Origin of the sequence: Anoxybacillus amylolyticus, assembly GCF_001634285.1 — a bacterium.
GTDB lineage: Bacteria > Bacillota > Bacilli > Bacillales > Anoxybacillaceae > Anoxybacteroides > Anoxybacteroides amylolyticum.
In genome coordinates, this window is sequence record NZ_CP015438.1 from 2,581,219 (window position 1) to 2,603,803 (window position 22,585).

The 22,585-nt window shown below is 43.4% G+C and carries 27 protein-coding genes; 7 read left to right on the forward strand and 20 right to left on the reverse strand.

Annotation, left to right across the window (positions count from 1 at the left end; all coding sequences use genetic code 11):
* Nucleotides 1-8 precede the first annotated feature (8 nt).
* From lepA to gpr, 4 genes are all read right to left on the reverse strand, one after another.
* Nucleotides 9-1,835 carry a translation elongation factor 4 gene (gene lepA / locus GFC30_RS13240; RefSeq protein ID WP_066326270.1) on the reverse strand — a complete coding sequence of 609 codons (1,827 nt, stop codon included), beginning with the start codon at nucleotides 1,833-1,835 and terminating at the stop codon, nucleotides 9-11.
* Nucleotides 1,836-1,942: 107 nt separating this feature from the next.
* Entirely contained in the window at nucleotides 1,943-2,278 is a 336-nt protein-coding gene (locus tag GFC30_RS13245; RefSeq protein WP_066326271.1) for a YqxA family protein, read from the reverse strand.
* Between the two features lie 76 nt (nucleotides 2,279-2,354).
* Nucleotides 2,355-3,551 carry a stage II sporulation protein P gene (gene spoIIP, locus GFC30_RS13250; protein ID WP_066326274.1) on the reverse strand — a complete coding sequence of 399 codons (1,197 nt, stop codon included), beginning with the start codon at nucleotides 3,549-3,551 and terminating at the stop codon, nucleotides 2,355-2,357.
* Between the two features lie 78 nt (nucleotides 3,552-3,629).
* Entirely contained in the window at nucleotides 3,630-4,739 is a 1,110-nt protein-coding gene (gpr, locus tag GFC30_RS13255; RefSeq protein ID WP_066326275.1) for a GPR endopeptidase, read from the reverse strand.
* Between the two features lie 214 nt (nucleotides 4,740-4,953).
* Between gpr and rpsT the strand changes: the two genes are divergently transcribed.
* Complete coding sequence (gene rpsT / locus GFC30_RS13260) at nucleotides 4,954-5,220, forward strand: 30S ribosomal protein S20 (RefSeq protein ID WP_066326277.1); 267 nt, start codon at nucleotides 4,954-4,956, stop codon at nucleotides 5,218-5,220.
* Nucleotides 5,221-5,336: 116 nt separating this feature from the next.
* On the opposite strand, the gene holA is transcribed toward rpsT, so the two are convergent.
* Nucleotides 5,337-6,362 carry a DNA polymerase III subunit delta gene (gene holA, locus GFC30_RS13265; RefSeq protein ID WP_066326278.1) on the reverse strand — a complete coding sequence of 342 codons (1,026 nt, stop codon included), beginning with the start codon at nucleotides 6,360-6,362 and terminating at the stop codon, nucleotides 5,337-5,339.
* Nucleotides 6,363-6,638: 276 nt separating this feature from the next.
* Between holA and GFC30_RS16670 the strand changes: the two genes are divergently transcribed.
* A complete protein-coding gene (locus GFC30_RS16670; RefSeq protein WP_084256359.1) occupies nucleotides 6,639-6,773 on the forward strand; it encodes a YqzM family protein in 135 nt (44 codons plus the stop codon).
* A gap of 58 nt (nucleotides 6,774-6,831) precedes the next feature.
* Here GFC30_RS16670 and GFC30_RS13270 read toward each other — a convergent pair whose 3' ends face one another.
* The 3 genes from GFC30_RS13270 to GFC30_RS13280 all read right to left on the reverse strand — a co-directional run bounded on the left by GFC30_RS13270 (nucleotide 6,832) and on the right by GFC30_RS13280 (nucleotide 10,288).
* Nucleotides 6,832-9,120, reverse strand: a complete 2,289-nt coding sequence (locus GFC30_RS13270; protein ID WP_066326279.1) for a DNA internalization-related competence protein ComEC/Rec2 — start codon at nucleotides 9,118-9,120, stop codon at nucleotides 6,832-6,834.
* Between the two features lie 47 nt (nucleotides 9,121-9,167).
* Nucleotides 9,168-9,629: a ComE operon protein 2 gene (locus GFC30_RS13275; protein ID WP_066326280.1), complete on the reverse strand. Its 462-nt coding sequence runs from the start codon at nucleotides 9,627-9,629 to the stop codon at nucleotides 9,168-9,170.
* Between the two features lie 65 nt (nucleotides 9,630-9,694).
* Nucleotides 9,695-10,288, reverse strand: a complete 594-nt coding sequence (locus GFC30_RS13280) for a helix-hairpin-helix domain-containing protein (protein ID WP_066326281.1) — start codon at nucleotides 10,286-10,288, stop codon at nucleotides 9,695-9,697.
* A 117-nt stretch (nucleotides 10,289-10,405) separates the two neighbouring features.
* On the opposite strand from GFC30_RS13280, the gene comER reads away from it, so the two are divergent.
* Nucleotides 10,406-11,224, forward strand: coding sequence for a late competence protein ComER (gene comER / locus GFC30_RS13285; protein WP_066326282.1), 819 nt, complete (start codon nucleotides 10,406-10,408; stop codon nucleotides 11,222-11,224).
* Between the two features lie 54 nt (nucleotides 11,225-11,278).
* Here the strand turns inward: comER and GFC30_RS13290 are convergent, their stop codons facing one another.
* From GFC30_RS13290 to GFC30_RS13325, 8 genes are read right to left on the reverse strand one after another with little or no spacing between them, the layout of a single operon-like run.
* The gene (locus GFC30_RS13290) at nucleotides 11,279-12,016 is read right to left on the reverse strand and encodes a class I SAM-dependent DNA methyltransferase (protein WP_066326283.1); all 738 of its coding nucleotides are present in this window, start codon (nucleotides 12,014-12,016) and stop codon (nucleotides 11,279-11,281) included.
* Nucleotides 12,013-12,369: a ribosome silencing factor gene (rsfS, locus tag GFC30_RS13295; protein ID WP_066326285.1), complete on the reverse strand. Its 357-nt coding sequence runs from the start codon at nucleotides 12,367-12,369 to the stop codon at nucleotides 12,013-12,015. The genes GFC30_RS13290 and rsfS overlap by 4 nt, the downstream gene beginning before the upstream one ends.
* Entirely contained in the window at nucleotides 12,362-12,943 is a 582-nt protein-coding gene (gene yqeK / locus GFC30_RS13300) for a bis(5'-nucleosyl)-tetraphosphatase (symmetrical) YqeK (RefSeq protein ID WP_066326286.1), read from the reverse strand. Before yqeK ends, rsfS begins: the two co-directional genes overlap by 8 nt.
* Entirely contained in the window at nucleotides 12,930-13,502 is a 573-nt protein-coding gene (locus tag GFC30_RS13305) for a nicotinate-nucleotide adenylyltransferase (RefSeq protein WP_066326287.1), read from the reverse strand. Before GFC30_RS13305 ends, yqeK begins: the two co-directional genes overlap by 14 nt.
* Before the next feature lie 27 nt (nucleotides 13,503-13,529).
* Entirely contained in the window at nucleotides 13,530-13,823 is a 294-nt protein-coding gene (yhbY, locus tag GFC30_RS13310; RefSeq protein WP_066326288.1) for a ribosome assembly RNA-binding protein YhbY, read from the reverse strand.
* Nucleotides 13,817-14,659, reverse strand: coding sequence for a shikimate dehydrogenase (aroE, locus tag GFC30_RS13315; protein WP_066326290.1), 843 nt, complete (start codon nucleotides 14,657-14,659; stop codon nucleotides 13,817-13,819). The genes yhbY and aroE overlap by 7 nt, the downstream gene beginning before the upstream one ends.
* Nucleotides 14,660-14,679: 20 nt before the next feature.
* Nucleotides 14,680-15,771 carry a ribosome biogenesis GTPase YqeH gene (gene yqeH, locus GFC30_RS13320; RefSeq protein ID WP_066326295.1) on the reverse strand — a complete coding sequence of 364 codons (1,092 nt, stop codon included), beginning with the start codon at nucleotides 15,769-15,771 and terminating at the stop codon, nucleotides 14,680-14,682.
* 4 nt (nucleotides 15,772-15,775) lie between these two features.
* Nucleotides 15,776-16,291, reverse strand: coding sequence for a YqeG family HAD IIIA-type phosphatase (locus tag GFC30_RS13325; RefSeq protein ID WP_066326296.1), 516 nt, complete (start codon nucleotides 16,289-16,291; stop codon nucleotides 15,776-15,778).
* 339 nt (nucleotides 16,292-16,630) lie between these two features.
* Between GFC30_RS13325 and GFC30_RS13330 the strand changes: the two genes are divergently transcribed.
* Complete coding sequence (locus GFC30_RS13330) at nucleotides 16,631-16,771, forward strand: sporulation histidine kinase inhibitor Sda (protein ID WP_066326297.1); 141 nt, start codon at nucleotides 16,631-16,633, stop codon at nucleotides 16,769-16,771.
* A gap of 34 nt (nucleotides 16,772-16,805) precedes the next feature.
* Here GFC30_RS13330 and GFC30_RS13335 read toward each other — a convergent pair whose 3' ends face one another.
* A complete protein-coding gene (locus tag GFC30_RS13335; protein ID WP_066326298.1) occupies nucleotides 16,806-17,585 on the reverse strand; it encodes a phosphatidylserine decarboxylase in 780 nt (259 codons plus the stop codon).
* 117 nt (nucleotides 17,586-17,702) lie between these two features.
* Here GFC30_RS13335 and pssA point away from each other — a divergent pair, with 117 nt between their 5' ends.
* The 3 genes from pssA to motB all read left to right on the forward strand — a co-directional run bounded on the left by pssA (nucleotide 17,703) and on the right by motB (nucleotide 19,951).
* Nucleotides 17,703-18,242 carry a CDP-diacylglycerol--serine O-phosphatidyltransferase gene (gene pssA, locus GFC30_RS13340; protein WP_066326299.1) on the forward strand — a complete coding sequence of 180 codons (540 nt, stop codon included), beginning with the start codon at nucleotides 17,703-17,705 and terminating at the stop codon, nucleotides 18,240-18,242.
* Nucleotides 18,243-18,405: 163 nt separating this feature from the next.
* Nucleotides 18,406-19,197, forward strand: a complete 792-nt coding sequence (gene motA, locus GFC30_RS13345; RefSeq protein ID WP_066326301.1) for a flagellar motor stator protein MotA — start codon at nucleotides 18,406-18,408, stop codon at nucleotides 19,195-19,197.
* A complete protein-coding gene (gene motB / locus GFC30_RS13350; RefSeq protein ID WP_066326302.1) occupies nucleotides 19,190-19,951 on the forward strand; it encodes a flagellar motor protein MotB in 762 nt (253 codons plus the stop codon). Before motA ends, motB begins: the two co-directional genes overlap by 8 nt.
* An 80-nt stretch (nucleotides 19,952-20,031) precedes the next feature.
* On the opposite strand, the gene ytvI is transcribed toward motB, so the two are convergent.
* The 3 genes from ytvI to GFC30_RS13365 form a co-directional block, all read right to left on the reverse strand.
* On the reverse strand, nucleotides 20,032-21,054 hold the full coding sequence (gene ytvI, locus GFC30_RS13355) for a sporulation integral membrane protein YtvI (RefSeq protein ID WP_066327413.1): 1,023 nt from the start codon (nucleotides 21,052-21,054) through the stop codon (nucleotides 20,032-20,034).
* Between the two features lie 100 nt (nucleotides 21,055-21,154).
* A complete protein-coding gene (locus tag GFC30_RS13360; protein WP_066326303.1) occupies nucleotides 21,155-21,934 on the reverse strand; it encodes an undecaprenyl-diphosphate phosphatase in 780 nt (259 codons plus the stop codon).
* Between the two features lie 15 nt (nucleotides 21,935-21,949).
* Entirely contained in the window at nucleotides 21,950-22,543 is a 594-nt protein-coding gene (locus GFC30_RS13365; protein WP_066326304.1) for an undecaprenyl phosphate transporter UptA, read from the reverse strand.
* Nucleotides 22,544-22,585: the final 42 nt, after the last annotated feature.

Sequence of the window (22,585 nt, forward strand, 5' to 3'; positions counted from 1 at the left end):
TTGCTTCATTATTTTTTATCATCCATTTTCAATACGGCCATAAACGCTTCTTGCGGAACTTCGACAGAGCCGACTTGCTTCATTCGCTTTTTCCCTTCTTTTTGCTTTTCTAACAGCTTCCGCTTCCGCGATACGTCCCCGCCGTAACATTTTGCTAAGACGTTTTTACGAAGCGCCTTAATGGTAGAACGAGCAACGATTTTGTTTCCGATCGCTGCTTGTACGGGCACTTCAAATTGCTGGCGTGGAATTAAGTCTTTTAATTTTTCTACAATAATTTTTCCACGCTCGTATGCCGAATCGCGGTGAACGATGAACGAAAGGGCGTCGACTTTTTCACCATTTAAAAGAATGTCCATTTTCACAAGTTTCGACGGCTTATACCCGATAAGTTCGTAGTCAAAGGAGGCGTATCCTTTTGTGCTTGATTTTAAAATATCAAAGAAATCATAAACAATTTCAGAGAGCGGAATTTCATAAATTAACATGACCCGCTTTTCGTCTAAATATTGCATATCGACAAAAATGCCCCGTTTGCCTTGGCATAATTCCATCACTGCTCCGACGTAATCGTTCGGCACCATCACCGTTGCTTTGACGTACGGCTCTTCGACACGGTCAATTTTTTGCGGATCTGGCATATTGGACGGGTTATCGACTTGCAGCTCTGTTCCATCCGTTAAATATACTTTATATACGACGCTTGGCGCCGTTGTAATCAAATCGATGTTAAATTCGCGTTCGATGCGCTCTTGAATAATTTCCATATGTAATAGTCCTAAAAAGCCACAACGGAAACCAAACCCAAGCGCTTGCGACGTTTCTGGTTCAAATTGTAGCGCTGCGTCATTTAGCTGCAGCTTTTCCAACGCCTCACGCAAATCGTTGTATTTGGCTGTATCAATCGGATACATGCCGCAGAACACCATCGGATTTAAGCGACGATACCCTGGTAGCGGTTCAGCAGCAGGGCGCTTGGCGTCAGTAATTGTATCCCCAACGCGCGTATCGCTGACGTTTTTAATTGAAGCAGTCAAATAGCCAACGTCTCCGACTGTCAGTTCATCAACCACTTTCGCTTTTGGGGTAAAGACGCCGACTTCAACAACTTCAAACTCTTTTCCAGTCGACATCATTTTAATTTTTTGTCCTGGCTTCACCGTTCCTTCGACGACGCGGATGTAGGCAACGACCCCGCGATAGGAGTCGTATAGCGAGTCGAAAATAAGCGCTTTTAGCGGGGCGTCTGGGTCACCGGTTGGCGCTGGAATTTTTTCGACGATCTGCTCTAAAATCTCGTCAATACCGATCCCCGCCTTTGCCGAAGCTAATACCGCCTCGGAAGCATCAAGCCCGATGACGTCTTCAATTTCTTGGCGGACGCGCTCCGGTTCTGCGCTTGGGAGGTCGATTTTATTAATGACCGGCAAAATTTCTAGGTTATTATCGAGCGCTAAATATACGTTTGCTAACGTTTGCGCTTCGATTCCTTGCGCCGCATCCACAACGAGAATGGCGCCTTCGCAAGCGGCTAAGCTACGCGATACTTCATACGTAAAATCGACGTGTCCTGGCGTGTCGATTAAATGGAAAATATATTCTTCCCCGTTCTTCGCTTTATAAGTTAGCTGAACGGCATTTAATTTAATCGTAATGCCACGTTCCCGCTCGAGCTCCATTGAATCAAGCAATTGATCTTTCATTTCCCGCTCGGAAATTGCGCCTGTGCGCTCAAGAATGCGATCAGCTAATGTCGATTTGCCATGGTCAATATGCGCGATAATCGAAAAATTGCGGATTTTCTCTCTTCGTTTTAGTCTTTCTTCACGATTCATTTCGTTCACTCCTACTATTTCCGAAACTACACTAGCTTTGATTATAACAACACCATCGGCAATATTCAATGATTGACGGAAAGAAAAAAGCCGAGATATCCCCGGCTTTATTTTATGAGCTTGCCTAGCAGCGAAAGAAGCTTGGCTGCTGCCGTATGAACTGCTTCTGCCAATTGCTTTCCAAGCTCTGAGAACAAATTAAACATTTTCCATTGTTCTAACTTTTTCGCTTTCTCGTCCACCGTTTCGGCCGTCACTTTGTTTCCCATCACCGTCGCCTCAACCGCCCCTTCTTGATTTTTCTTCACAGCAACTACCGATTGGAACGATGGGTCGTGATATCCTTTCATTTTTAAAAGCCCTTCTTTTGCTTGTTGCATGCCAAGCAGCACACCGAAAAAAAGAATGCCGACAGCGGCAAAAAACTGTATCGTAAACTTCATCTCTACCCTCCGATGTCGATATATCAACGTTTTTTTGCGTCTTATGTGCGCCAAAACCACACTCATTCCATCTTCTTTACTTCTTTTGTGCAGGAGATGGCGCTTGCACTTTTTCTGCTTGCCAATAATACTCGCTGAACACATCCGCAACCGCAGCCGCCGTGCGGAATAGCTCTTCAAACGTATTGTCCACTCCACCAAACTCGATTAATATGGCATTTCCTGATAAATCTTGGTTGAACTTCCCGTTTGTTTCCGCTCCTTTTTTCTCGATTACTCCACGGCTTAACCCCGGATATTTTTTTTGAAGCAATTGATGAAGATGTGTCGCCAGCTGCAAATTTCTTTCGTAATTCGGATTTTCCCCGCCAATAATAAACACGACACGAGCATAATCCGTTCCATTAATCGTTACAGTCGTATATTTTCGCGGACGTGAATCGCGATGAATATCAATGAAATATTGTAAATCACGAGTATGTTTCATCGCTTCCATTACGACTTCCCTTGACATGTCGTACGACTGGTAATATTTCATTCCTCTTTTCGCTAACTCCTTTTGAATATCTACCGGGCTTTCTTCCGCTCCAATTCCTCGTTTTTCTAATTCTTCGGCTAATCTTTTTCCTACTTTTGTAACATTAACTGTTCGATGGAAAGCAAGATCCGGATCAGTTACCCCCTTTAGGGCAGGCAAATACGATTCGTACGTATGCGTGTGATAAATGTACACTACTTTTTTTCCACCAGTTGTCATCTTTGGAGGAGGAACTGGTTTCTCATCTTGCGCTTCATCTGCTTTTTCCAAATTCTCCAACGAGGCTTCTCGCTCAGCAAGCATCACTTCAAGCGGGGGAGCAGATTCGTACGGCATGTTCGTATAATCGGTGCCTTCTCCGGCAACTACAATTTTACTATCATATAAGGCAAAGCCAGGTAATTCCCTTCCAAGAAAGCTGCGTGGGTCATTTAAATTCACGCTCGTAATCGTCCGAAATAATATAGAGGAGTAGCTAATATGTTGTCGTTCTTTCGGCAAATTTTGCAAAAAATAATGATTTTCAAAGCTAAGCAAATGAACAAACGTCTCCTCGGGAAAATGATTCACGACATTATTGACGGATGACGAGGAGAAACGATATTCTGGCTTTAAAGACGTCAGCACCCCAACAAGCGTGAACATCATCATCCAACCTAAAACGGCGATGACTGCTATTTTTTTTATGCTTGTCCCATGAACGGTTACGAATAGCCGAGAACGAAGCCGATTCATGTTCTCACCCTTTCTAAGCTTGTCTACTAATTTAACAGTATGGCCAAGCTTAAAAAGATAGAACTGAAATTTTACAAACTAATGAGTGTACGCTCCGATATTTCCTTGGTCTACTTGTTCGTGCAATGCGGCATTTAAACCGCCCGCAAGTAAATTCGCCATATCTTCGATAAACATATCGACTTCTTTTGGCGTCACCATTAAATTATGACCAAGTGGCGCCAATACTTCGTGAATCAGCGCCCGTTTTTCTTCGTCGGCAAGCGTTCCGATCATCCCTAAAAATGCTGAGCGCTCTTCTTTTGTTGGCATGTCTTCTTCCGTTAATTTTTTTCTTCTTCCAAACGACCAACCAGATGGCGCTAATGAACTCGACGGGCGCTTCTCTTCTTTTATTTCTCTCCCGAAATGTTTCAACAAAAAATCAATCGTATCGCTCGTAATCGACACCGCGTCTACCACCGTCGGAACCCCGATGGCAATGACGGGAATTCCTAACGTTTCTTTGCTCAATTCTTTTCGTTTATTTCCCACTCCTGAGCCTGGGTGGATGCCGGTATCCGAAATTTGAATCGTTGCATTGACCCGTTCCAACGACCGCGCCGCTAGCGCATCTATGACGACTACAAAGTCCGGGTTCGTTTTTTCGACGACGCCACGAATAATGTCGCTCGTTTCAATACCAGTCGTTCCCATGACACCTGGGGCAATAGCACTTACCGGCCGAAACCCTTCTTCAACGCTTTCCGGTTGCAGCTGAAACAAATGCCTTGTAATCAACAAATTCTCGACCGTTAATGGTCCGAGGGCGTCCGGAGTGACATGATCGTTCCCAAGTCCGACAACAAGGCAACTTGCTTTCTGACCAATACGTAATTTCTGCAAAAAAGAATGAAACTCTTTCGCAAAAATTTGCTCCACTTTTTTTTGCAGTTCTGTATCTTGCTCCCGAATCCCTTGTGCTTCAATCGTAATATACGTCCCTGGTTTTTTGCCGATCGATTTTGCCCCTTCTTCCGTTACTTCGACGTAGGACAATTTCACCCCGTCGATTTCTCGGTCGCAAATAACGACTCCTTCCATCGAAGATGGTGTTTCGCGCTTTTGTTGTAGCCGCTCTTCGATAGCAATTTCGTGCGCTTCAATCGCCAAGTCCGTTCGCACCGCGTATTTGCTGAGATCTAGCATAACTTCGTCCTCCTTTTGTTGATACTATGCTTATTGTCGCCGGCTTGGCGTGTTTTCATACAATGTTCGTTCTCTGCGTACACTTTTACGGCTTACAAATTGCAAATAGTCTTGCATAATTGCGGCCTGTTTGATAGAATATCACTTGTTCTTGAATATGGCGAAATGCGACAAAAGAATAACGTAGATAGGTCATTAACGGAGGTGAAATACATTGGCAAACATTAAATCTGCAATCAAACGGGCAAAAACAAACGAAAAGCGCCGTGCTCATAACGCTGCGATGAAATCTGCAATGCGCACAGCAATCAAAAAATTCGAAGCGCTTGTAGAAGCAAAAGACGTAGAAAAGGCACAAGAAGCGTTCGTTCTTGCTTCGAAAAAATTAGATAAAGCGGCAAGCAAAGGCTTAATCCACAAAAACGTAGCAAGCCGCCAAAAATCTCGCTTAGCGAAAAAATTAAACAGCATCACAGCGTAAAAACGACCTCTCTTAGGTCGTTTTTTTTCATAAGAAAAGCGAAAAGTCAAAGACATATCACACCGATGCACCTAGAGTTAGACGGCACTTTAGCTGATATAAAGCAAAAAGCCGGGCTATGCCGGCTTTTTGCTCCATTTTACAAGTAACAACTCGATAATTAGCTGTTTGTCCATCGCGCTACTTTTCATTTGATAGTCTGCTTCCGCCAAATCGTGAACGATGCTTAACAGTTCTTGTTCGGAAAATAAGGCGATTTGTCCGAGCGCTAATTTTACTCGGAACGGATGCACTTTCAAAATAGAAGCGATTTGCTGCTGCCCATACCCTTTCGTCGCCAATGCTTTTACTTGATACAAGAGGCGGAATTGGGAAGCAAGAAGCGAGACAATTTTAATTGGTTCTTCTTGATTTTCTAATAAATCATAAAACACTTGCAACGCCTCTTCAATTTTACGATTGACCACTTTTTCCACAAGCACAAACGCATTTTGCTCCAACGTGCGCGATACAAGTATTTCCACTGTTTCCTCGGTAATCGTTCCCGCTTGCCCGACGTATAGCGATAACTTCTCTAATTCATTCGAAAGTATCGTTAAATTCGTCCCTGCCAATGCCAACACTCTTTCTTTTGCCCTGTCAGTTATGGTAGCGCCATGTTCCTGAGCACACTCCTCGACCCAGCGGTACAATTCCTTCTCATTCAGCGGCAACGCGACGAATACTTCCGCTTCCTTCATTAAGCGCTTCGTTATTTTTTTTCTCTCGTCTAATTTTTCATATGCTCCCGTAAAAACAACAATCGAAAAAGGGGAAGGAGAAGCTATGTATTCCTCAAGCTTTTTTAGGTCGTGCTCCACCTTCTCTTTTCCTTTTTCCGCCGTTAAAAAAATAGGGTTTTTCACGACAACTACTTTTTTCTCCCCAAAAAACGGCAACGTTTCCGCCTCTTCCACCGCTACTTCCACCGGCGTTTCCTCGCAATCATACACTGCTAAATGAAAATCGCGTTCCTCTTCCGTTAATGCTGTGTTGACAAGCCGTTTGACCGCTTCGTTTACTAAAAATGTTTCCGTTCCATATACTAAATAAAGCGGCACAAGTGCTTGCCCATTGATTTTCTTAAAAAAATCTAACCCCATGTTTCTTCTTCCCCATTTCTTTTTTCGTTCGCTCATTAAGATACACTGTTTTTTGGACATTTACAAGGGAGCCGGCAAACGGGGAAAGCCGACTCCCATTTTATATAAACGTTGATAAAGAAAAGTTCTTTATCAACGGGTATTACTATCTTATCCCGCACGCCTTAAACTATTTGTGTCAACTGTTGTTAAGATAGGAAACACATAATTGGCATATAGATTTTTTTTCCGTTTTGGCGTATACTAAAAATGATTGCACGAGGAGGGGTAAGGATCATGAACGAATTTGAGAAAAATGTACAGTGCACACGCAATGATGCGGTCGATTCTGGTGTCGGCTTCATGGTTTCCTTCGGCTTTTTCGCCACGATGTTCATTATTGCGACATTAGTGAAATATTTTGGTTCATGATGAAAAGAGATTGCTTTCGGCAGTCTCTTTTCTTTTTCCTTCCCCGTCGTGCTATATTTTATGGCACCATCCCCATAAAGGTTCCTGTTTTTTTCGTATACCGATAGTAAATCGCTCCGTGTTCATCGGTGCGTAAAACGGGAATATGGTGCGCTTTCAACCGCTCGAGCACGATCTGATGGGGATGGTGGTAGCGGTTATTTTTCCCGACGGAAATGACGGCCAGTTTCGGGGTAACTGTTTGTAAAAACAATTCAGAGGTCGACGTTTCGCTACCGTGGTGGCCAACTTTTAATACATCCGCGTGCAAATGAGGAAACGATGAAAGCACCTGTTGCTCTCCTTCTTTTTCTAAATCTCCGGTAAATAGCCATGATAATGGACCGAGTTTAGCGTATAACACAAGCGAGCGGTTATTATCGGAAGAGGTGGAAACGGTCGGCGCTGGATGAAGAACGAAAAACGAAGCGTTTCCCACTTTCCACGTATCCCCTTTTTGTAATTCTGTTATCGCAATGTGTTGTTTTTTTGCCATCGCAATCACAGGAGCTAACGTTTCGTTTATTGCTCCTTTACCGATCGCTAATTCGCGGACATGGATTTGTTGGATGACTTCCGTAGCAGCTCCCATATGGTCCATATCCCCATGGGTGAGTATTAAACGGGTCAGTTCACGCACTCCTTTCGCCCGCAAAAAAGGGACAACGACTTGTTTTCCGACGTCCCATTCACTTGTTCGTATTTGCCACCGCTGTTTCGGAAGCGAAACCGCTCCACCTGTGTCGATTAAATAGACGCCTTGGCGATATGGCAATTCAATATAAATGCAATCCCCTTGACCGACATCAAGAAACACCACTTCCCCATACTTGTCCATATATGGCCAACTCGCCTGCCACACCGCAACAAGCGCTACATATAGAAACGCTTGGAACTTTCCTTGTTCCATCCGGCGAAACGCCCATACAATTGCCACCCCATAACAACATAAGAAAACAGATGACGGACGACCGAGCACGAACGAAAAAGGATCTTTTTCTGCCAAAAAAATGACCAATTCGTTCGTTGCTACGATGATTCCGTTTAATAAGCGAATAAAAAAAGCGCCGACCGTTAATGAAAGTGAGCTAATTCCTACCGAAAGAAGCGAAAGAGGCAAAATAAGAAATGAATAAAGTGGAACAAACAAAAGATTAAGTGGAATGCTGAAAAGCGAAACAGCAAAAAAGTGATATAGCACAAACGGCAACGCACTAACTTGTGCGATAAATGTCGTCAACGATAGACGAACAAACACCGAATGATGTTGTGCAATCGTCGTGATCGATAAAATGAGCGCAAACGATACGATAAACGACAGCTGAAATCCTGCTTGAAAAAGAGCGTACGGTTGAAGCGCAAGCATTAGTATACATGTTACGCTAAGGATATCTAATGGCACCATTGAGGACTTTTGATATCGAAGGATTAAAAAAAGCATCGCCATGAGCACTGCACGAACAACGGAAGGAGAAGCACCTGTCAAGACCATATATACAGGAAGACAAAGGAGAAGAACAATTGTTGCCGTTTCTCGCGTCACGAAACGAATGAGTGCGTAAAAACAAGCGCTGACTAACAATGTTACATGCGAACCAGAAATCGCTAATAAATGGATTAGCCCAAGTTTTTGATAGCCCACTTGAAGATCTTCTTCCAGCTCTGTTCGTTCACCGTAAATAAGGGCTTGCACAATGCCAGCAGACGCAGGAGGAAATAAGTCAACGATGGCGCGAAGCCCTTGCTGGCGTACTGTAAGCAACTTTTCATACATGGTGAGGGGAGTATGTTGGCACTGCTGAAGCGAAAGCGATTGTGGACGAACGAGCCAATGAATGTGCTGAAAGTGCAAATAGTCGCGGTAGTTAAAGGCGGCAAAATTGCGAGGAGGCTCTGGTTTTTCTAGGTTCCCGCGGAACGTACAAACCATCCCGATCGCTAACTGAGAAAGTTCATGCTGCTGTTGTTCGCTTTTAAGACGGTATAGCAGCTGAACGGCTTCATCCTCTTTTGTCCGAACGACCGCTTTTAATCGATCGCCATCTATCATAACAGGCGATATGAAGCGAACAGTAAACTCTGTTTTGTCTTGTGGAAGAATGGTCGTATTATGGCGCTCGATCGAATTCGTATAGAGGAAAAAAAGAACGATGGCACACAGCGACGGAAGAAAAAGAAGGTGTTTGCGAAGAAGAAGGAAGAAGAAATAGCCACTGATGGCGATGGCATGAAGCGAATGAAAGCGTTGCACCCCAGATGCTACACCTAAAATCGCCGCGATAGCGATATATACGATATTTCCTTTCATTTTTCATCCCCTTTTTATCGGGCATGCCACTAACGCATGCCCATATGTTAATCGATATGCCGAAGAAGTGAAAGGACGTTTTTGTCAAACGGAACGTGTCGAACGAGTACGTTTGCTTGCTGAAACAGCTCTAGCGCATACGGATGGTTTTTGTAATCTTTGGCATAATAAACGGCGGAAATGCCGCTTTGAATAATTGCTTTACAGCAATGCAAACACGGAAAATGCGTGACGTAAATTTCCGATCCTTCCGTTGGCACTCCGAATTTGGCACATTGCAAAATAGCGTTCATCTCAGCGTGAATCGTGCGGACGCAATGATTGTCAATGATATAGCACCCTTCATCCATACAATGAGCTCCACCTGCAATCGAGCCGTTATAGCCACCGGCAATAATTCGTTTATCGCGGACGATCGTCGCCCCGACGGCAAGGCGTGTACACGTGCTACGCAGCGCGAGCAAATGACTTTGTGCCATAAAGTATTGATGCCATGTAATTCGTTCCATTGCCCTCTCCCCTGTCCAGTTGTTTACCATTAGTGTACTCGGTAAGAAAAAAGGCGTCAATTTTCTTAGCGTATGAGAATTTGTTCTTTCATTTTTTCGAGCGATTTTTCGCCAATTCCCGATACATTCAACAAATCTTCTACTTTCCGAAACGGACCATGCTCTTGACGGTAAGCAATAATGGCAGCCGCTTTTGTCGGACCGATTCCTTGAATTTTTTGGATTTCTTCAACCGTTGCGCGATTAATGTCAATCTGTTCTTTTCCATCCGAAGTGCTGGCTGATGTTGGTGCGTTTTCTCCTTTTACTGGTACATAAATCATCATTTCATCATGCACTTTAGCCGCTAAATTTACTTTTGTTTGATCTGCTTCTTTCGTGAACCCTGAAGCGAGCGCAATCGCATCACGAACGCGGGCATTTTCCGCTAATTCATACACCCCTGGACGAACAACCGCCCCTTTCACATCAACGACGACAAAAGACAGTGCTTGCTTCTCTTCTTTCGTTTCTTTCTGTTCCGTTGCTTGGGTTAGCTGTATCGGGAGGGAAGGAGCCTCTTCCTGTTCGCGATTACTATAAAGAAAAAGGACGATTCCGAGGGCAAGAAGCGCCCATACGTACCATTTTTGCTGAAATTTTTTTATCCACTGGTTCATCTTCCATCACCCTTTCAAAAATGTGGCATAAAAAAACACATCTTTTCATACATATCGTGAAGAGAGGAATGGAAAATAGAACGTATTATACATCACCTAAAGAAAGGGGGACGAGCCGTGAAAATCGGTGTGATAGGCACAGGAAACATGGGGAGAATGCTCATTGAAGCATGGATAGAAGCACGTGCGGTAGCAGAACAAGATATCGTCATCACGAATCGCACAATGAAAAAAGCGCTAGACATTCAACACACTTACCCACAAATCGAAGTAGTAGCCAATCCGGAAGAAGTCATTCAACGGACAAACATCGTCTTTTTGTGCATCAAACCATTGGACATTCACCCCCTTTTAATACAACTAGCACCTTACTGGACAGCGGAGCATTGCCTCGTTTCGATCACAAGCCCAATTGCCGTCGAGCAGATCGAATCTGTTGTCCCTTGTCACGTCGCTCGCGTCATTCCAAGCATTACGAATCGGGCGCTTTCTGGAAGTTCGTTAATTACTTTTGGCCATCGATGCGCCGCGTATTACCGCAGTTATATCGAGCGCTTGTTTCAAACGATTTCTACCCCTGTCTTTATCGATCAAGACATCACGCGAATCGCCTCCGATATCGCTAGCTGCGGACCGGCCTTTTTTAGCTATTTGCTGCAGCGGTTTATCGATGCTGCCGTACAAAAAACAAACATTTCAAAAGAAATGGCGACCGAACTGGCGAGCGACATGATTATCGGCGTCGGAGAATTGTTGAAAAAAAAGATGTATACCCTTCCAACATTGCAAGAAAAAGTGTGCGTCAAAGGTGGAATTACTGGGGAAGGCATTGCCGTGTTAGAAGCAGAAGTAGGCGAGATGTTTGCACACGTTTTTGAAAAAACGAATGCAAAATTTGTCGAGGAAGTAAAAAAAGTTCATAACCAATTTCATTAATTCGACAAAAGCGACCGAATTCCTGCAAAAAAATAAGCTGCCACCTTGAACAGCTTATTTTTTTGCCACGAAAAAAATCCGTTCCGATGTGTCGCACGGAGCGGAATCCGTAAAGTCAGCACATACCTCGAGTACAGTAAACCCTGCATCCGCTAGCCATTGTTCATATTGTTGTTGCGTAAATGTGCGCTGGACGTGCGATTCATCGTACCGCTCGTAAAGCCCTCGGTTCGTTTGCACAAAAAACGTTAGTTCATGAGCGACCGTATGTGGCGTATCTAGCGGCTCACATTGCCAAATATAGCTAATAGATTCATCGCTATCGGCGAAAGTTTCCCCTTGAAACAACTCCATTTTATAGATGGAATGAACATCAAACAAAAATAGACCGCCCTCTTGAAGCGTTGTGTATACTCGACGGAACGTTTGCATCACATCTGTTTCTGTTAATAAATAGTTAAGTGAATCACAAAAAATGACGACGATATCGACTGGCGGAACGTCTAGTTCCGTCATATTTTGTTGGAACAGCCCAACACTCACACGTTCCCGCTCCGCTTTTTCTTGTGCAACGGCGAGCATATTTTCTGACAAATCGACTCCTGTCACAAAAAATCCGTCTTTCGCTAAGCGAACTGCTAACTCCCCCGTCCCACAGCCAACATCGACCACCCGCTTCGCATCCGCACCACCGTATTGACGTACCTTTCGCTCGACAAACGCTTTCCATTCGTCATACGGCGCTTCACTCATTAACGCATCATACCAATAAGCAAATGATTCATACGTCATTGCACAAAATCACTCGCCACGTCTTCTATCGGCGCATCGCCCCAAAGACGTTCTAAGTTGTAATATGCGCGGTCGTCTTTATGAAACACATGAACGACAACATCCCCTAAATCGACGAGCACCCATTTTGCTTCGTCGAATCCTTCTAATCGTTTGACCGGAATTTGTTGTTCTTCCGCTTTTTCTTTAATTTCCCGCGCAATAGCCTGCACTTGTTTTTCCGAATTGCCGTGGCAAATCATAAAATAGTCAGCGACAAGTGAAATACCTTTCATATTTAGCGCGACAATATTTTCTGCTTTTTTCTCATCCGCCGCCCGAACGGCGACGCGTAAAATATCACGTTCATTCACTTACGGACTCCCCCTTTTTCTTCATCATGAGTGCATTATACGTATCAATGGTCATTGGATAAATCGGTTGATTTTTTTTCAATAAAAATTGAATGGTATTTTTTAGCGCTTCGATGAGTGCTTCGTCTAAGTCGTGTTTCGCTAATTCTCGCACTTCTTCTACTCCTTTAAAGATACGCCCTGGTTCGATATAGTCGGCGATATATATTATTTTCTCCAATAATGTCATGTCGCTACGGCCAGATGTATGGTAACGAATTGCATTTAAAATGTCTTCGTCGTCAATGCCTACTTCGGTTTGCACTAAATAAGCACCGACTGGAGCATGCCAAAGTTCCGTATTATGCGAAAGCAAATCGTTCGGCATATTTTGCTCTAAAATAATTTGTTTCATTTCCTCTTTTGGACGAAATTTTGCGTAGTCATGAAAAATCGCTGCTAACTCTGCCTTTTTTTCATCCGCCCCGTACTGTTTGGCTAGAGCGATAGCAGTTTCCATCACCCCAAGCGTATGTTGGTAACGGTGGTCGGTGAGCTGCTTTTTTACGATTTCTAATGCTTCATGACGTTCCATACAATCTCTTCCTCTCAATGTACTGCCGGACGCGTTCCGGAACTAAATAACGAATACTTTTCCCTTGTTTTACCCGTTCGCGAATGAGCGATGACGATACAGCAAACTCAGGAATCTCTACTTCGATAATCGGATACGGCGTGCGTAGAGAAAAGCCTGGACGCTTCACCCCGACAAACGTGACGAGCTGAACAAGTTCGTCAATACAATACCAATGCGGTAAATATTCTACCATGTCCGCACCGATAATGAAATAAAATTGATCGTTTGGATACATCTCCTTCAATTGCTGCATCGTATCGTACGTATACGATGGTCCTTCGCGTGTAAGTTCAATCGTTTCCATTTTAAACTGCGAATGATCGGCGATGGCTAGTTGCAGCATACGCAACCGATCGCTGCTCTTTGTCACTTGTTCGTGCTGCTTATGCGGCGGGATGTGGTTCGGCATAAACCAAATTTCCGATAGCATTAATGCGTGCAACACTTCATTCGCCATTAATAAATGGCCGTTATGCGGCGGATCAAACGTCCCGCCAAAAATCCCAATTTTTCTCATTTCCCCTTCTCCTTATGAGCGGGAGTGCTAACGCGGCAATACAATTTGTTTATTTTCTTTGGACTCTTTATACAACACAATCGTGTTGCCGATCGTTTGAACAAGCTCCGCGCCTGCGCCACTTGCCAGCTGTTCGGCAACTACTTCGCGCGCTTCTTCGCAGTTTTGCAGTACACTTACTTTAATTAGTTCACGTGCTTCTAACGCATCTGCAATTTGTTTCACCATATTGGCATTGACCCCGCCTTTTCCGACTTGGAAAATCGGCTTGACATGATGAGCCATTGCCCGTAAAAACCGTTTTTGTTTTCCTGTTAACATGTTTTTCCTCCTAACTGTTGAATGACGACTTGTTTCATTCGTTCGACGTCGGGAAATACTCCCGTCCATTTTTCAAACGCAAGCGCTCCTTGATAGACAAACATGCCGACTCCATTTTGCACGATTGCCCCTTTTTTTCGCGCTTCTTTTAGCCATTTCGTTTCGAGCGGATTATAGATGATGTCACTTACGATTGTACGCTCATTCAAATGGTCTAGCGACAGTGGCATCGCGTCTACGTTTGGCGAAAGCCCGACCGATGTCGTATTAATAATAATATCATATTGCGAAAGCCGTTCTTCTGCTTCTATCAATGAATAGGCGCGTCCGCTCACCAAAATATCGCTTTCTTCGATCAGCTGCTCCGCTTTTTCTTTCGTACGATTGCAAATATCAATCTGCTCTGCTTGTGCAGTGGCCAACGAAAAATAAATTCCTCGCGCTGCGCCGCCTGCCCCGATTAATAAAATGCGCTTTCCTTGAATCATTGTGTTTGTTTCTTCTATAAGTGCCCGAACAAATCCCGGACCATCTGTATTATAGCCGATGAGGCGGTCATTTTCACGAACAATCGTATTCACCGCTCCGATTCGCTTAGCTGTTTCATCAACGCTATCTAACAGCGCGATAACCGCCGTTTTATGTGGAATCGTGACATTAATCCCGGCAATCCCAAGTGCTTTTATTCCTTCGATCGCTGCCGGAAGCGCTTCTTTTTCAACATAGAATGCATGGTAATGCGCATCGATGCCAAGCGTTTGAAACGCGTCATTATGCATCAATGGCGATAGCGAATGATGAATCGGGCAGCCAATTACCCCGTAAAGTTGCTTCACTTCCCCTCTCCCCCTTGTCATTAAATAAGTGACTTACGTAATAATACATTAACCCCTTTTGGAACGTACGCGACCACTTGTGTTCCCGGCTCATTGCACGTTACCCAGCCGAGCCCAGAAAAGACAATATCCGTTTTCGATTCTTTAATCGTAAACGAATGAGCGACAAGCGGCGGAAACGTGTCCGCATAACTTTTTTTCGGTGGCTGAAGCAACTCCCCAAGCTGTTTTTCATACAGTTCGTCGGCGTGTTCTCGCTTCGTCCGGTGAATAAGCAAGTCGTTGGAAAAATGGCAAACAAACGAACGGCGACCACCTTTGACATAGTCAAGCCGTGCCAATCCCCCAAAAAATAACGTTTGTTGTTCGTTTAGTTGGTACACTTTCGGATGAATTTCGCGCTTTGGCGTAATCGTTTTTAAGTCTTTTTTATCAACAAAATGCGCCATTTGGTGATGGTTAATAATTCCTGGCGTATCATAAATAGCCGCTCCATCATCGAGCGGAATTTCAATCATATCAAGCGTCGTCCCTGGAAAATACGATGTCGTAATGACATCACCTTCTCCGGTCACTTCGCGAATAATTCGATTAATAAACGTCGATTTGCCAACGTTCGTACAGCCGACGACGTAGACGTTTTTCCCATCGCGGTATTGCTCAATCGCCTCCATTACCCGCTGCATGCCAATTCCTTTCACCGCGCTAATTAAGCAAATATCGACCGGCTTTAACCCTAATTCCTTCGCCGACTGCTTCATCCACTGAATCAACTTCGGATACTTGACCGACTTTGGCAATAAATCCACTTTATTGCCGACGAGTAAAATCGGGTTGTTGCCGACAAAGCGATGTAACCCCGGAAGCCAACTTCCATTGAAGTCAAAAATATCGACAAGTTTGACGACAAGCGCTTGCGATTGGCCAATTCCATGCAATATTTTCAAAAAATCGTCGTCTGTCAACGATACGTCTTGAATTTCATTGTAATGCTTTAAACGAAAACATCGCTGGCAAATAATCTCTTCTTTCCCCAATGCTGAAGGAGGTGCGTAGCCAAGTTTTGTTTCGTCTTCGGTCTGAATGTGCACTCCACATCCGATACAGCGCATTTTTTCACTCCTCCCAATAAATCATTCCACGGCGTTTCATGACGTGCAACAGTTGCCGCTCAATTTTCCGGTTAAATTTTGTCCAAAAACCGTCCGTTTGCGCCATTGGAACGACTAAAATGGTATGCAATCCGAGCCTGTTGCCACCTAATACATCCGTCAGCAATTGGTCGCCGATGACGACGACGTCTTTTTTGGCTAACTTCATCTTTTGTAGCGCCTCGCTAAACGCGCGCGTCAGTGGCTTTCTTGCTTTAAAAATAAACGGGATGCCAAGCGGTTCAGCAAATGATTGAACCCGTCTTTTATTATTATTCGACACGATGACGACTTGAATGCCACTCTCTTTCATCCCCCGAAACCATTCGACTAATTGTGGCGTCGCTGACGGTCTGTCCCATTCGACAAGCGTGTTATCTAAATCGGTAATAATTCCTTTAATTCCTTTTTTCTTTAGTTCGTTTGGCGTAATATCAAATACGCTTTTAGCGTATTCGCTCGGTAAAAAATAATGAAGCACCGACTGTTCCACCTCTCATTTCCATGTTTCGCCTTTTCCCATCATACATAATTTTCGACAACGTTTCAAAACAAAGTTTGTCACATTTATACAAAACAGAAAAATTTTTCGACAAATTTCTCCATTTTTATAACTTGTGGATAACTATACCCACATCACCCACAAGCTTGTCTTCTTGCTCTTTTGTGTTTATAAACACTATTTCCACACGTTATCCACTCTCGGTTGTGGATAACAGAACGGTTGTTCTCTTCTTACAGTCATGGTAAAGTAGAAGTAACTTACCATTATATGTATCGCATATGGTCTTTATTCCACTGTTAAAGGAGGGTTCTTGCCATGAAACATTTATCGGACGATTTGCTCATTGAATCTTATTTTAAGGCAGTCGAGTTAAAGCTGAACCCTGAATTTATTGAGTTAATCGAAAGAGAAATCCACCGTCGTTCGTTAGGACATAAAATTAAACTTTCTTCCTAATGGAGCTTTTAGCTCCTTTTTGTTTTTTTTGCACCTACATCCAAAAACCGAGCCTCTCTCCTACTTTCACATCCATCGGCGGAACGATCCGTTCATCAAGTGTAATGCTTCCTTTTTCAAATAAAAGCACAACGGTCGAACCAAACGAAAAGTACGCTATTTCTTCCCCTTTTACTAAATGCTCATTAGGATGTGTCCATTCAATGGTGTTAACAAACATAGCACCAACTTTCACGACGGCGACATGTTTGCCGCCCGCGCCAATTTCCGTAATAACCCGATAATTTTTCGCCAGTGGCTTTCTTCCGTATTTCAATCCGAGGCGATTCACCGGATACGAACGATTGCCAAGCGTCCATTGTTTCGTAACAGTTCCAGAAATAGGGCTATGAATGCGGTGATAATGGCTTGGACTTAAATATAAAATAATAAATAGTCCATCTAAATATTTTTCCGCAGCGGCTTCGCTACCGAGCATTTCTGCGATGGAATATGTTTTTCCTTTGACGACGATTTCTTTTTGCCCACTAATCACACCAATATCTTCAATAACTGCATCAACTGGGCTGACGACACTATTTGGCATAGGGTCAATCGGACGTACCCCTGCCTTTAGCTTTCGAATAAACAATTGTTGCAACGTTTTATAATGGCATAAAGTTTTCTCCATTTCTTCTTGATTAATTTGATACACTTTTGCATAAGATGGAATGAGCCATGCGCTTACGCGTGATCGAGTAAATCGCGACAGCAATTTCGAAGAAAACGCATGGTTTGTCAATTCAATCATAAGACGGTACAACCATTTGAACAAACGATATTCCCTCCAATTTATTCTAGAATGAACTTTTACTACTTCCCATATTATAAATAAAATGAGTATAATGGAAGTATATCTTGTTGTTTCGTGCGATAGAAGGAGCGTGAAAACATGTTTTTATCCGATTATATTGATCATACGTTAAAAAAGCTAAAAGCGAACACAGCAAACATCTTGACCTTGACCAATTTGACGTTAGGCGGCTTTTCTATTTTATTCACGTTAAAAGGGCAGTTAAACGCGAGCTTGTTGTTTATTTTTCTCGCCGCACTCGCTGACCGATTTGATGGGACGGTGGCGCGAAAGCTCGGAATTGAGTCGGAACTAGGGAAACAATTGGACTCAATGAGTGATATTATATCATTTGGAGTGGCACCTGCACTATTGCTTTATCAAAGTTTAATGCAAGATTTTGGCGTACCAGGGGCATTTTTCACCATTTTATATATCGGCTGCGGTGCGTTTCGCTTGGCGCGCTTTAACATTACTGAAAATAATGGCTATTTTTGTGGGTTGCCGATTACTGCTGCTGGGGTGTTATTAACGTTTAGCTATTTCGGTGTTCATTATTTTCCGCCACAGTTTTTCTTTTTTCTTATGATGACGTTATCGTTTTTAATGGTCGGGACATTTAAATTGAAAAAAGTGTGACGATCAAAGCTGTCTCATCAACGGACAGCTTTTTCTATTTTTCATACCATTTTCCCTTTTCAATCGTTAGGATTAATTATATGATAAATTTGAACAGTACATGTGATTGTTCCCATCACCAATGATGTCTGGATGTTGCAATGAATTAACGGGGGGATCGTTTTTGGACAAAACATCGATTATTGGAATTATTCTCGGAATTATTGCCGTCGGGGTTGGGATGTATTTTAAAGGGGTAAACCCTAGCGTACTTATTAACCCTGCTGCATTTTTAATTATCATCGTCGGAACGGCGGCATCGGTTTCGATCGCCTTCCCTACTCGCGATATTAAGCGGTTGCCAAAGTTATTCGGCGTCATTTTTAAAGAGCAAAAAATCCCAACAGTAGAAGAGCTTATCCCAATGTTTGTCGAGTGGGCAAACATTGCTCGCCGCGAAGGATTATTAGCGCTAGAAGCGAAAGTGGCGGAAGTTGAAGACCCATTTTTGCGCAATGGACTTAGTTTAGCAATTGACGGACAGACACAAGATTTTATTCGGGACGTGATGTCGGAAGAAATTGCGGCAATGGAAGAGCGCCATCAAGCAAACGCCGCCATTTTTACTCAAGCTGGAACGTATGCACCGACGCTCGGGGTATTAGGGGCGGTTGTCGGGCTTATCGCTGCATTAGGGCATATGGATAACATCGGGGAACTTGGGCATGCGATTAGTGCTGCGTTCGTCGCCACGTTAATGGGGATTTTCACCGGTTACGTCTTATGGCATCCGTTTGCAAACAAACTGAAGAGAAAATCAAAAGAAGAAGTAAAAGTGAAGGAAATTATGATTGAAGGGGTGTTGTCGATTCTAGAAGGACAAGCACCTCGAGCAATTGAACAAAAGCTAGCCTCCTATCTCCCAGAAAGTGAACGAAAAAAAATATTAGGACAGGGAGAGGCAAAAAATGAGTAAAAAAAAGAAACATCACCACGAAGAACATATTGATGAAACGTGGCTCATCCCATACGCCGACCTTTTAACGCTGCTATTGGCGCTCTTTATTGTCTTGTTTGCAAGCAGCGAGCTAGACCAGAAAAAATTCCAAGAAATCGCCCGCTCCTTTAGCAGCGCCTTAGGGGGCGGACTTGGGGTGTTTGACTTTCCAAGTCCAGTGGAAGAAAACAATCCGCAAACATCCCTTCCCAATAAAGAGCGCTTAATGAAAAACGAACAACAAAACCTCGTAGAGCAAGAAGGATTGCGGGAACTTCAAACGAAAATCAATGAATACATTAATAAGCAACATTTACACGGGGAATTAAAAACGACACTAACAGAAGAAGGACTGCTAATCACGATCGCGAACGACATTTTATTCGATTCGGGAAGCGCCGACGTGAAGCCAGAAGACAAGCAAATCGCGGTCGAAATTTCTCGCCTTCTCGTCATGAATCCACCGCGCAATATTATCATTAGCGGTCATACTGATAACGTCCCCATTCACAACTCGAAATTTTCTTCGAACTGGGAATTAAGCGTCATGCGTGCAGTGAATTTTATGAAGCTATTATTAGAAAACAAACAGCTCGACCCGCGCATGTTTAGCGCCAAAGGATACGGAGAGTTTAAACCAGTTGCCTCTAACGCGACTCCTGAAGGAAGAATGAAAAACCGGCGCGTCGAAATTTTAGTTGCTCCAAACACCGCTTCTTCAACTGCACGTTAAAAAAGCTGACATTTTGTCAGCTTTTTTTACATATATCCCCAAAAGAAATCCCACTTCAAGCAACCCCGAGCAGGAGCAGTTCAAAGTTTGAATGAGAATTTAATAACCCCTGCTTTTACCATCGCTTCAATCACAATGACGATCGCTGGGCCGATAAATAGTCCAAGAAAGCCTAGCAAACGAAATCCTAAATAAACGCTCACTAATGCCGCTAACGGACTAATGCCCAAGTTAGAAGAGAAAATTTTCGGCTCAATCGTCCGACGAATGACCGTAATGGCAACAAATAAAACAATCAGACCTATCCCTAATGCTTCATGCCCGTTGGCGATATTAAAAATTCCCCACGGTACAAGCACAGAACCCGTTCCTAAAATCGGTAAAATATCGACAATGACGATTAAAAGGGAAAAAAGGAACGGATACTCGACCCGTAACATAAGCAAGCCGCCCAACGCAAGCAAAAACGTAATGACGCTTAATAAAAACTGCGCTTTAATAAACCCTACGCCGGCACGGCTTAATTGGGTCATAATAATCGTCAAGCGCTGCTTTGTACGCTCCGATAAGTGATTTTCGAGCGCTTTTTTTAGCCGTGGCCAATCTAGACTAATAAGAAAAAGGGCGACTAAATAAACGAGAAAATGAATCAGAAATTCTGGAATCATCGTCACATAACGAATCATCGATTGCGTCAAATTGGTCGCAAACGCCAAAAGCATATTTTTCAGCGTTTCGACGCTGTTTTCAAGCGAGACGATAATTTCGCGCGGAATCGAACTAGAGTAGGACTGCCACTTGCGGATTAGCTGATTGACAACCGTTGTCATCTCTGATAAAAGAGATGGCATCTTTTGTGAAAACATCATTGTCTGCTCGACAAGAATAGCGATGATAAAGTAAGAAAGCCCTCCAATCACAAGCAAAAAAAGCGAAAAGACGAGCGCAACTGCATGTACTCGTTTTAAACGGCCTTTTTGCAACTTTTGCACTGCTGGTTCTAAGAGAAAGGCAGTAATAAACGCAAAAAGGAGCGGCAAACTATATGGTAATAAAAAGAAAGCGAGTGCCACTAATATTGCAACGACAAGCCATTTTTTCATCATGCTTCACTCAACCCATTTCTTTGTTCAACTTTTCCTACTCATTACTATAACGAAAGGAAGGCGTACAATCAATAAAAAACGGTCGCCATCGACCGCTTCAAAATTTCCCTGTCCATTGGAGCACTAGCACGAGCAAGCCAAGCGCCCATACATAAATAGCAAACATTTTTAGCGAATGTTTTTGTAAATAGCGAATCATCCAGCGCACCGCGATATACCCAAAGAACGCGGAGGAAATCGTTCCGACAACTAATGCACTTAACGAAATCGCTTCCGCCTGTCCTTCCAATAAATCAACCGATTGTAGCACAATCGCTCCCGCAATCGCCGGAATCGACAATAAGAAAGAAAAATACGCAGCCGTTTGCCGATCGAGTTTGCGAAAAAGCCCTCCAACAATCGTGAGTCCAGAGCGAGAAATCGCTGGGAAAATGGCTCCTGCTTGAAACATACCGATAACAAACGCATCTGTATATGTAATATCTTCCATCCGTTTATAGCCGTGCTTTATTCCGTCCGAGAACCAAAGAAATATACCGGTAATTAAAAACTCCCAACCGATGGTCACTCCAGTTTTTGAAATTTCTTCAAAGTAATCTTTCAACAACAACCCAACAACGACTGCTGGCACTGTACCAACGATTAATAAAAACGTAAGCTTGCTAAACGGCTTGCGAAGCATATAAAGCAATTCCTCTTTATAAATGACAAACACAGCGAGCAATGTGCCGATATGAAGCATTGTATCAAGAAACAACCCCGCCTCATCCAATCCAAATAAATGCCGTCCTAAATATAAATGGCCGGTGCTGCTAATTGGCAAAAACTCTGTCATTCCTTGAATAAACCCTAAAATCAATGCTTCTAGTTTGGTCATCCGCTTCTCTCCTCGTTATTTTTTTCGGCGACGATAAAGCTCAGCGGCAATGTATAGCGCCATGACAATGAGCGCGCCAAACGCGATCGGTCGCAAATACGGCTGCGCGATTTCATCAATTTTTTGCCAGTTGCTACCTAACTTCTCCCCTAGAAAAATGAAAAAAATCGACCACGGAATAATTGCGCCAACTGTATAAATTGTAAATTTTACCCATGACATATTCGCGATTCCCGCTGGAATAGAAATCGCGTGGCGAACGACAGGGATAAATCGCGCCGTAAAAATAACGCCAGGGCCGTATTTCCGGAACCATTCTTCCGATAAATCTAAATGCTTTTTCTTAATGAATAAATATTTCCCATATTTATCTAAAAACGGACGTCCCCCGTATAACCCCATCCAATAAAGGAATAACTGGGCAATCGTTCCACCGATCGTACCGGCAATCACGGCACCAACAAACGACACTTCTCCGCGCGACACTAAATAACCGGCATATGCTAATACAATTTCGCTCGGAATGACCTCAATCATTAACGCAAGAGCAATTCCGATATACCCAAGGTCGATAAGAAACGTAAAAATAGACTGTATGAACTCGTGCATCGTTTTTCCTCCTATGTATAAGCCAAGCTCTTATTACACCAT

Excerpts from the sequence above, each read along its gene's own strand:
- lepA (WP_066326270.1), bottom strand. The coding sequence starts at position 1,835 with ATGAATCGTGAAGAAAGACTAAAACGAAGAGAGAAAATCCGCAATTTT.
- GFC30_RS13245 (WP_066326271.1), bottom strand. The coding sequence starts at position 2,278 with ATGAAGTTTACGATACAGTTTTTTGCCGCTGTCGGCATTCTTTTTTTC.
- spoIIP (WP_066326274.1), bottom strand. The coding sequence starts at position 3,551 with ATGAATCGGCTTCGTTCTCGGCTATTCGTAACCGTTCATGGGACAAGC.
- gpr (WP_066326275.1), bottom strand. The coding sequence starts at position 4,739 with ATGCTAGATCTCAGCAAATACGCGGTGCGAACGGACTTGGCGATTGAA.
- holA (WP_066326278.1), bottom strand. The coding sequence starts at position 6,362 with ATGGGGTTAGATTTTTTTAAGAAAATCAATGGGCAAGCACTTGTGCCG.
- GFC30_RS16670 (WP_084256359.1), top strand. The coding sequence starts at position 6,639 with ATGAACGAATTTGAGAAAAATGTACAGTGCACACGCAATGATGCGGTC.
- GFC30_RS13270 (WP_066326279.1), bottom strand. The coding sequence starts at position 9,120 with ATGAAAGGAAATATCGTATATATCGCTATCGCGGCGATTTTAGGTGTA.
- GFC30_RS13275 (WP_066326280.1), bottom strand. The coding sequence starts at position 9,629 with ATGGAACGAATTACATGGCATCAATACTTTATGGCACAAAGTCATTTG.
- GFC30_RS13280 (WP_066326281.1), bottom strand. The coding sequence starts at position 10,288 with ATGAACCAGTGGATAAAAAAATTTCAGCAAAAATGGTACGTATGGGCG.
- GFC30_RS13290 (WP_066326283.1), bottom strand. The coding sequence starts at position 12,016 with ATGACGTATGAATCATTTGCTTATTGGTATGATGCGTTAATGAGTGAA.
- yqeK (WP_066326286.1), bottom strand. The coding sequence starts at position 12,943 with ATGGAACGTCATGAAGCATTAGAAATCGTAAAAAAGCAGCTCACCGAC.
- GFC30_RS13305 (WP_066326287.1), bottom strand. The coding sequence starts at position 13,502 with ATGAGAAAAATTGGGATTTTTGGCGGGACGTTTGATCCGCCGCATAAC.
- yhbY (WP_066326288.1), bottom strand. The coding sequence starts at position 13,823 with ATGTTAACAGGAAAACAAAAACGGTTTTTACGGGCAATGGCTCATCAT.
- yqeH (WP_066326295.1), bottom strand. The coding sequence starts at position 15,771 with ATGCGCTGTATCGGATGTGGAGTGCACATTCAGACCGAAGACGAAACA.
- GFC30_RS13330 (WP_066326297.1), top strand. The coding sequence starts at position 16,631 with ATGAAACATTTATCGGACGATTTGCTCATTGAATCTTATTTTAAGGCA.
- pssA (WP_066326299.1), top strand. The coding sequence starts at position 17,703 with ATGTTTTTATCCGATTATATTGATCATACGTTAAAAAAGCTAAAAGCG.
- motB (WP_066326302.1), top strand. The coding sequence starts at position 19,190 with ATGAGTAAAAAAAAGAAACATCACCACGAAGAACATATTGATGAAACG.
- ytvI (WP_066327413.1), bottom strand. The coding sequence starts at position 21,054 with ATGAAAAAATGGCTTGTCGTTGCAATATTAGTGGCACTCGCTTTCTTT.
- GFC30_RS13360 (WP_066326303.1), bottom strand. The coding sequence starts at position 21,934 with ATGACCAAACTAGAAGCATTGATTTTAGGGTTTATTCAAGGAATGACA.
- GFC30_RS13365 (WP_066326304.1), bottom strand. The coding sequence starts at position 22,543 with ATGCACGAGTTCATACAGTCTATTTTTACGTTTCTTATCGACCTTGGG.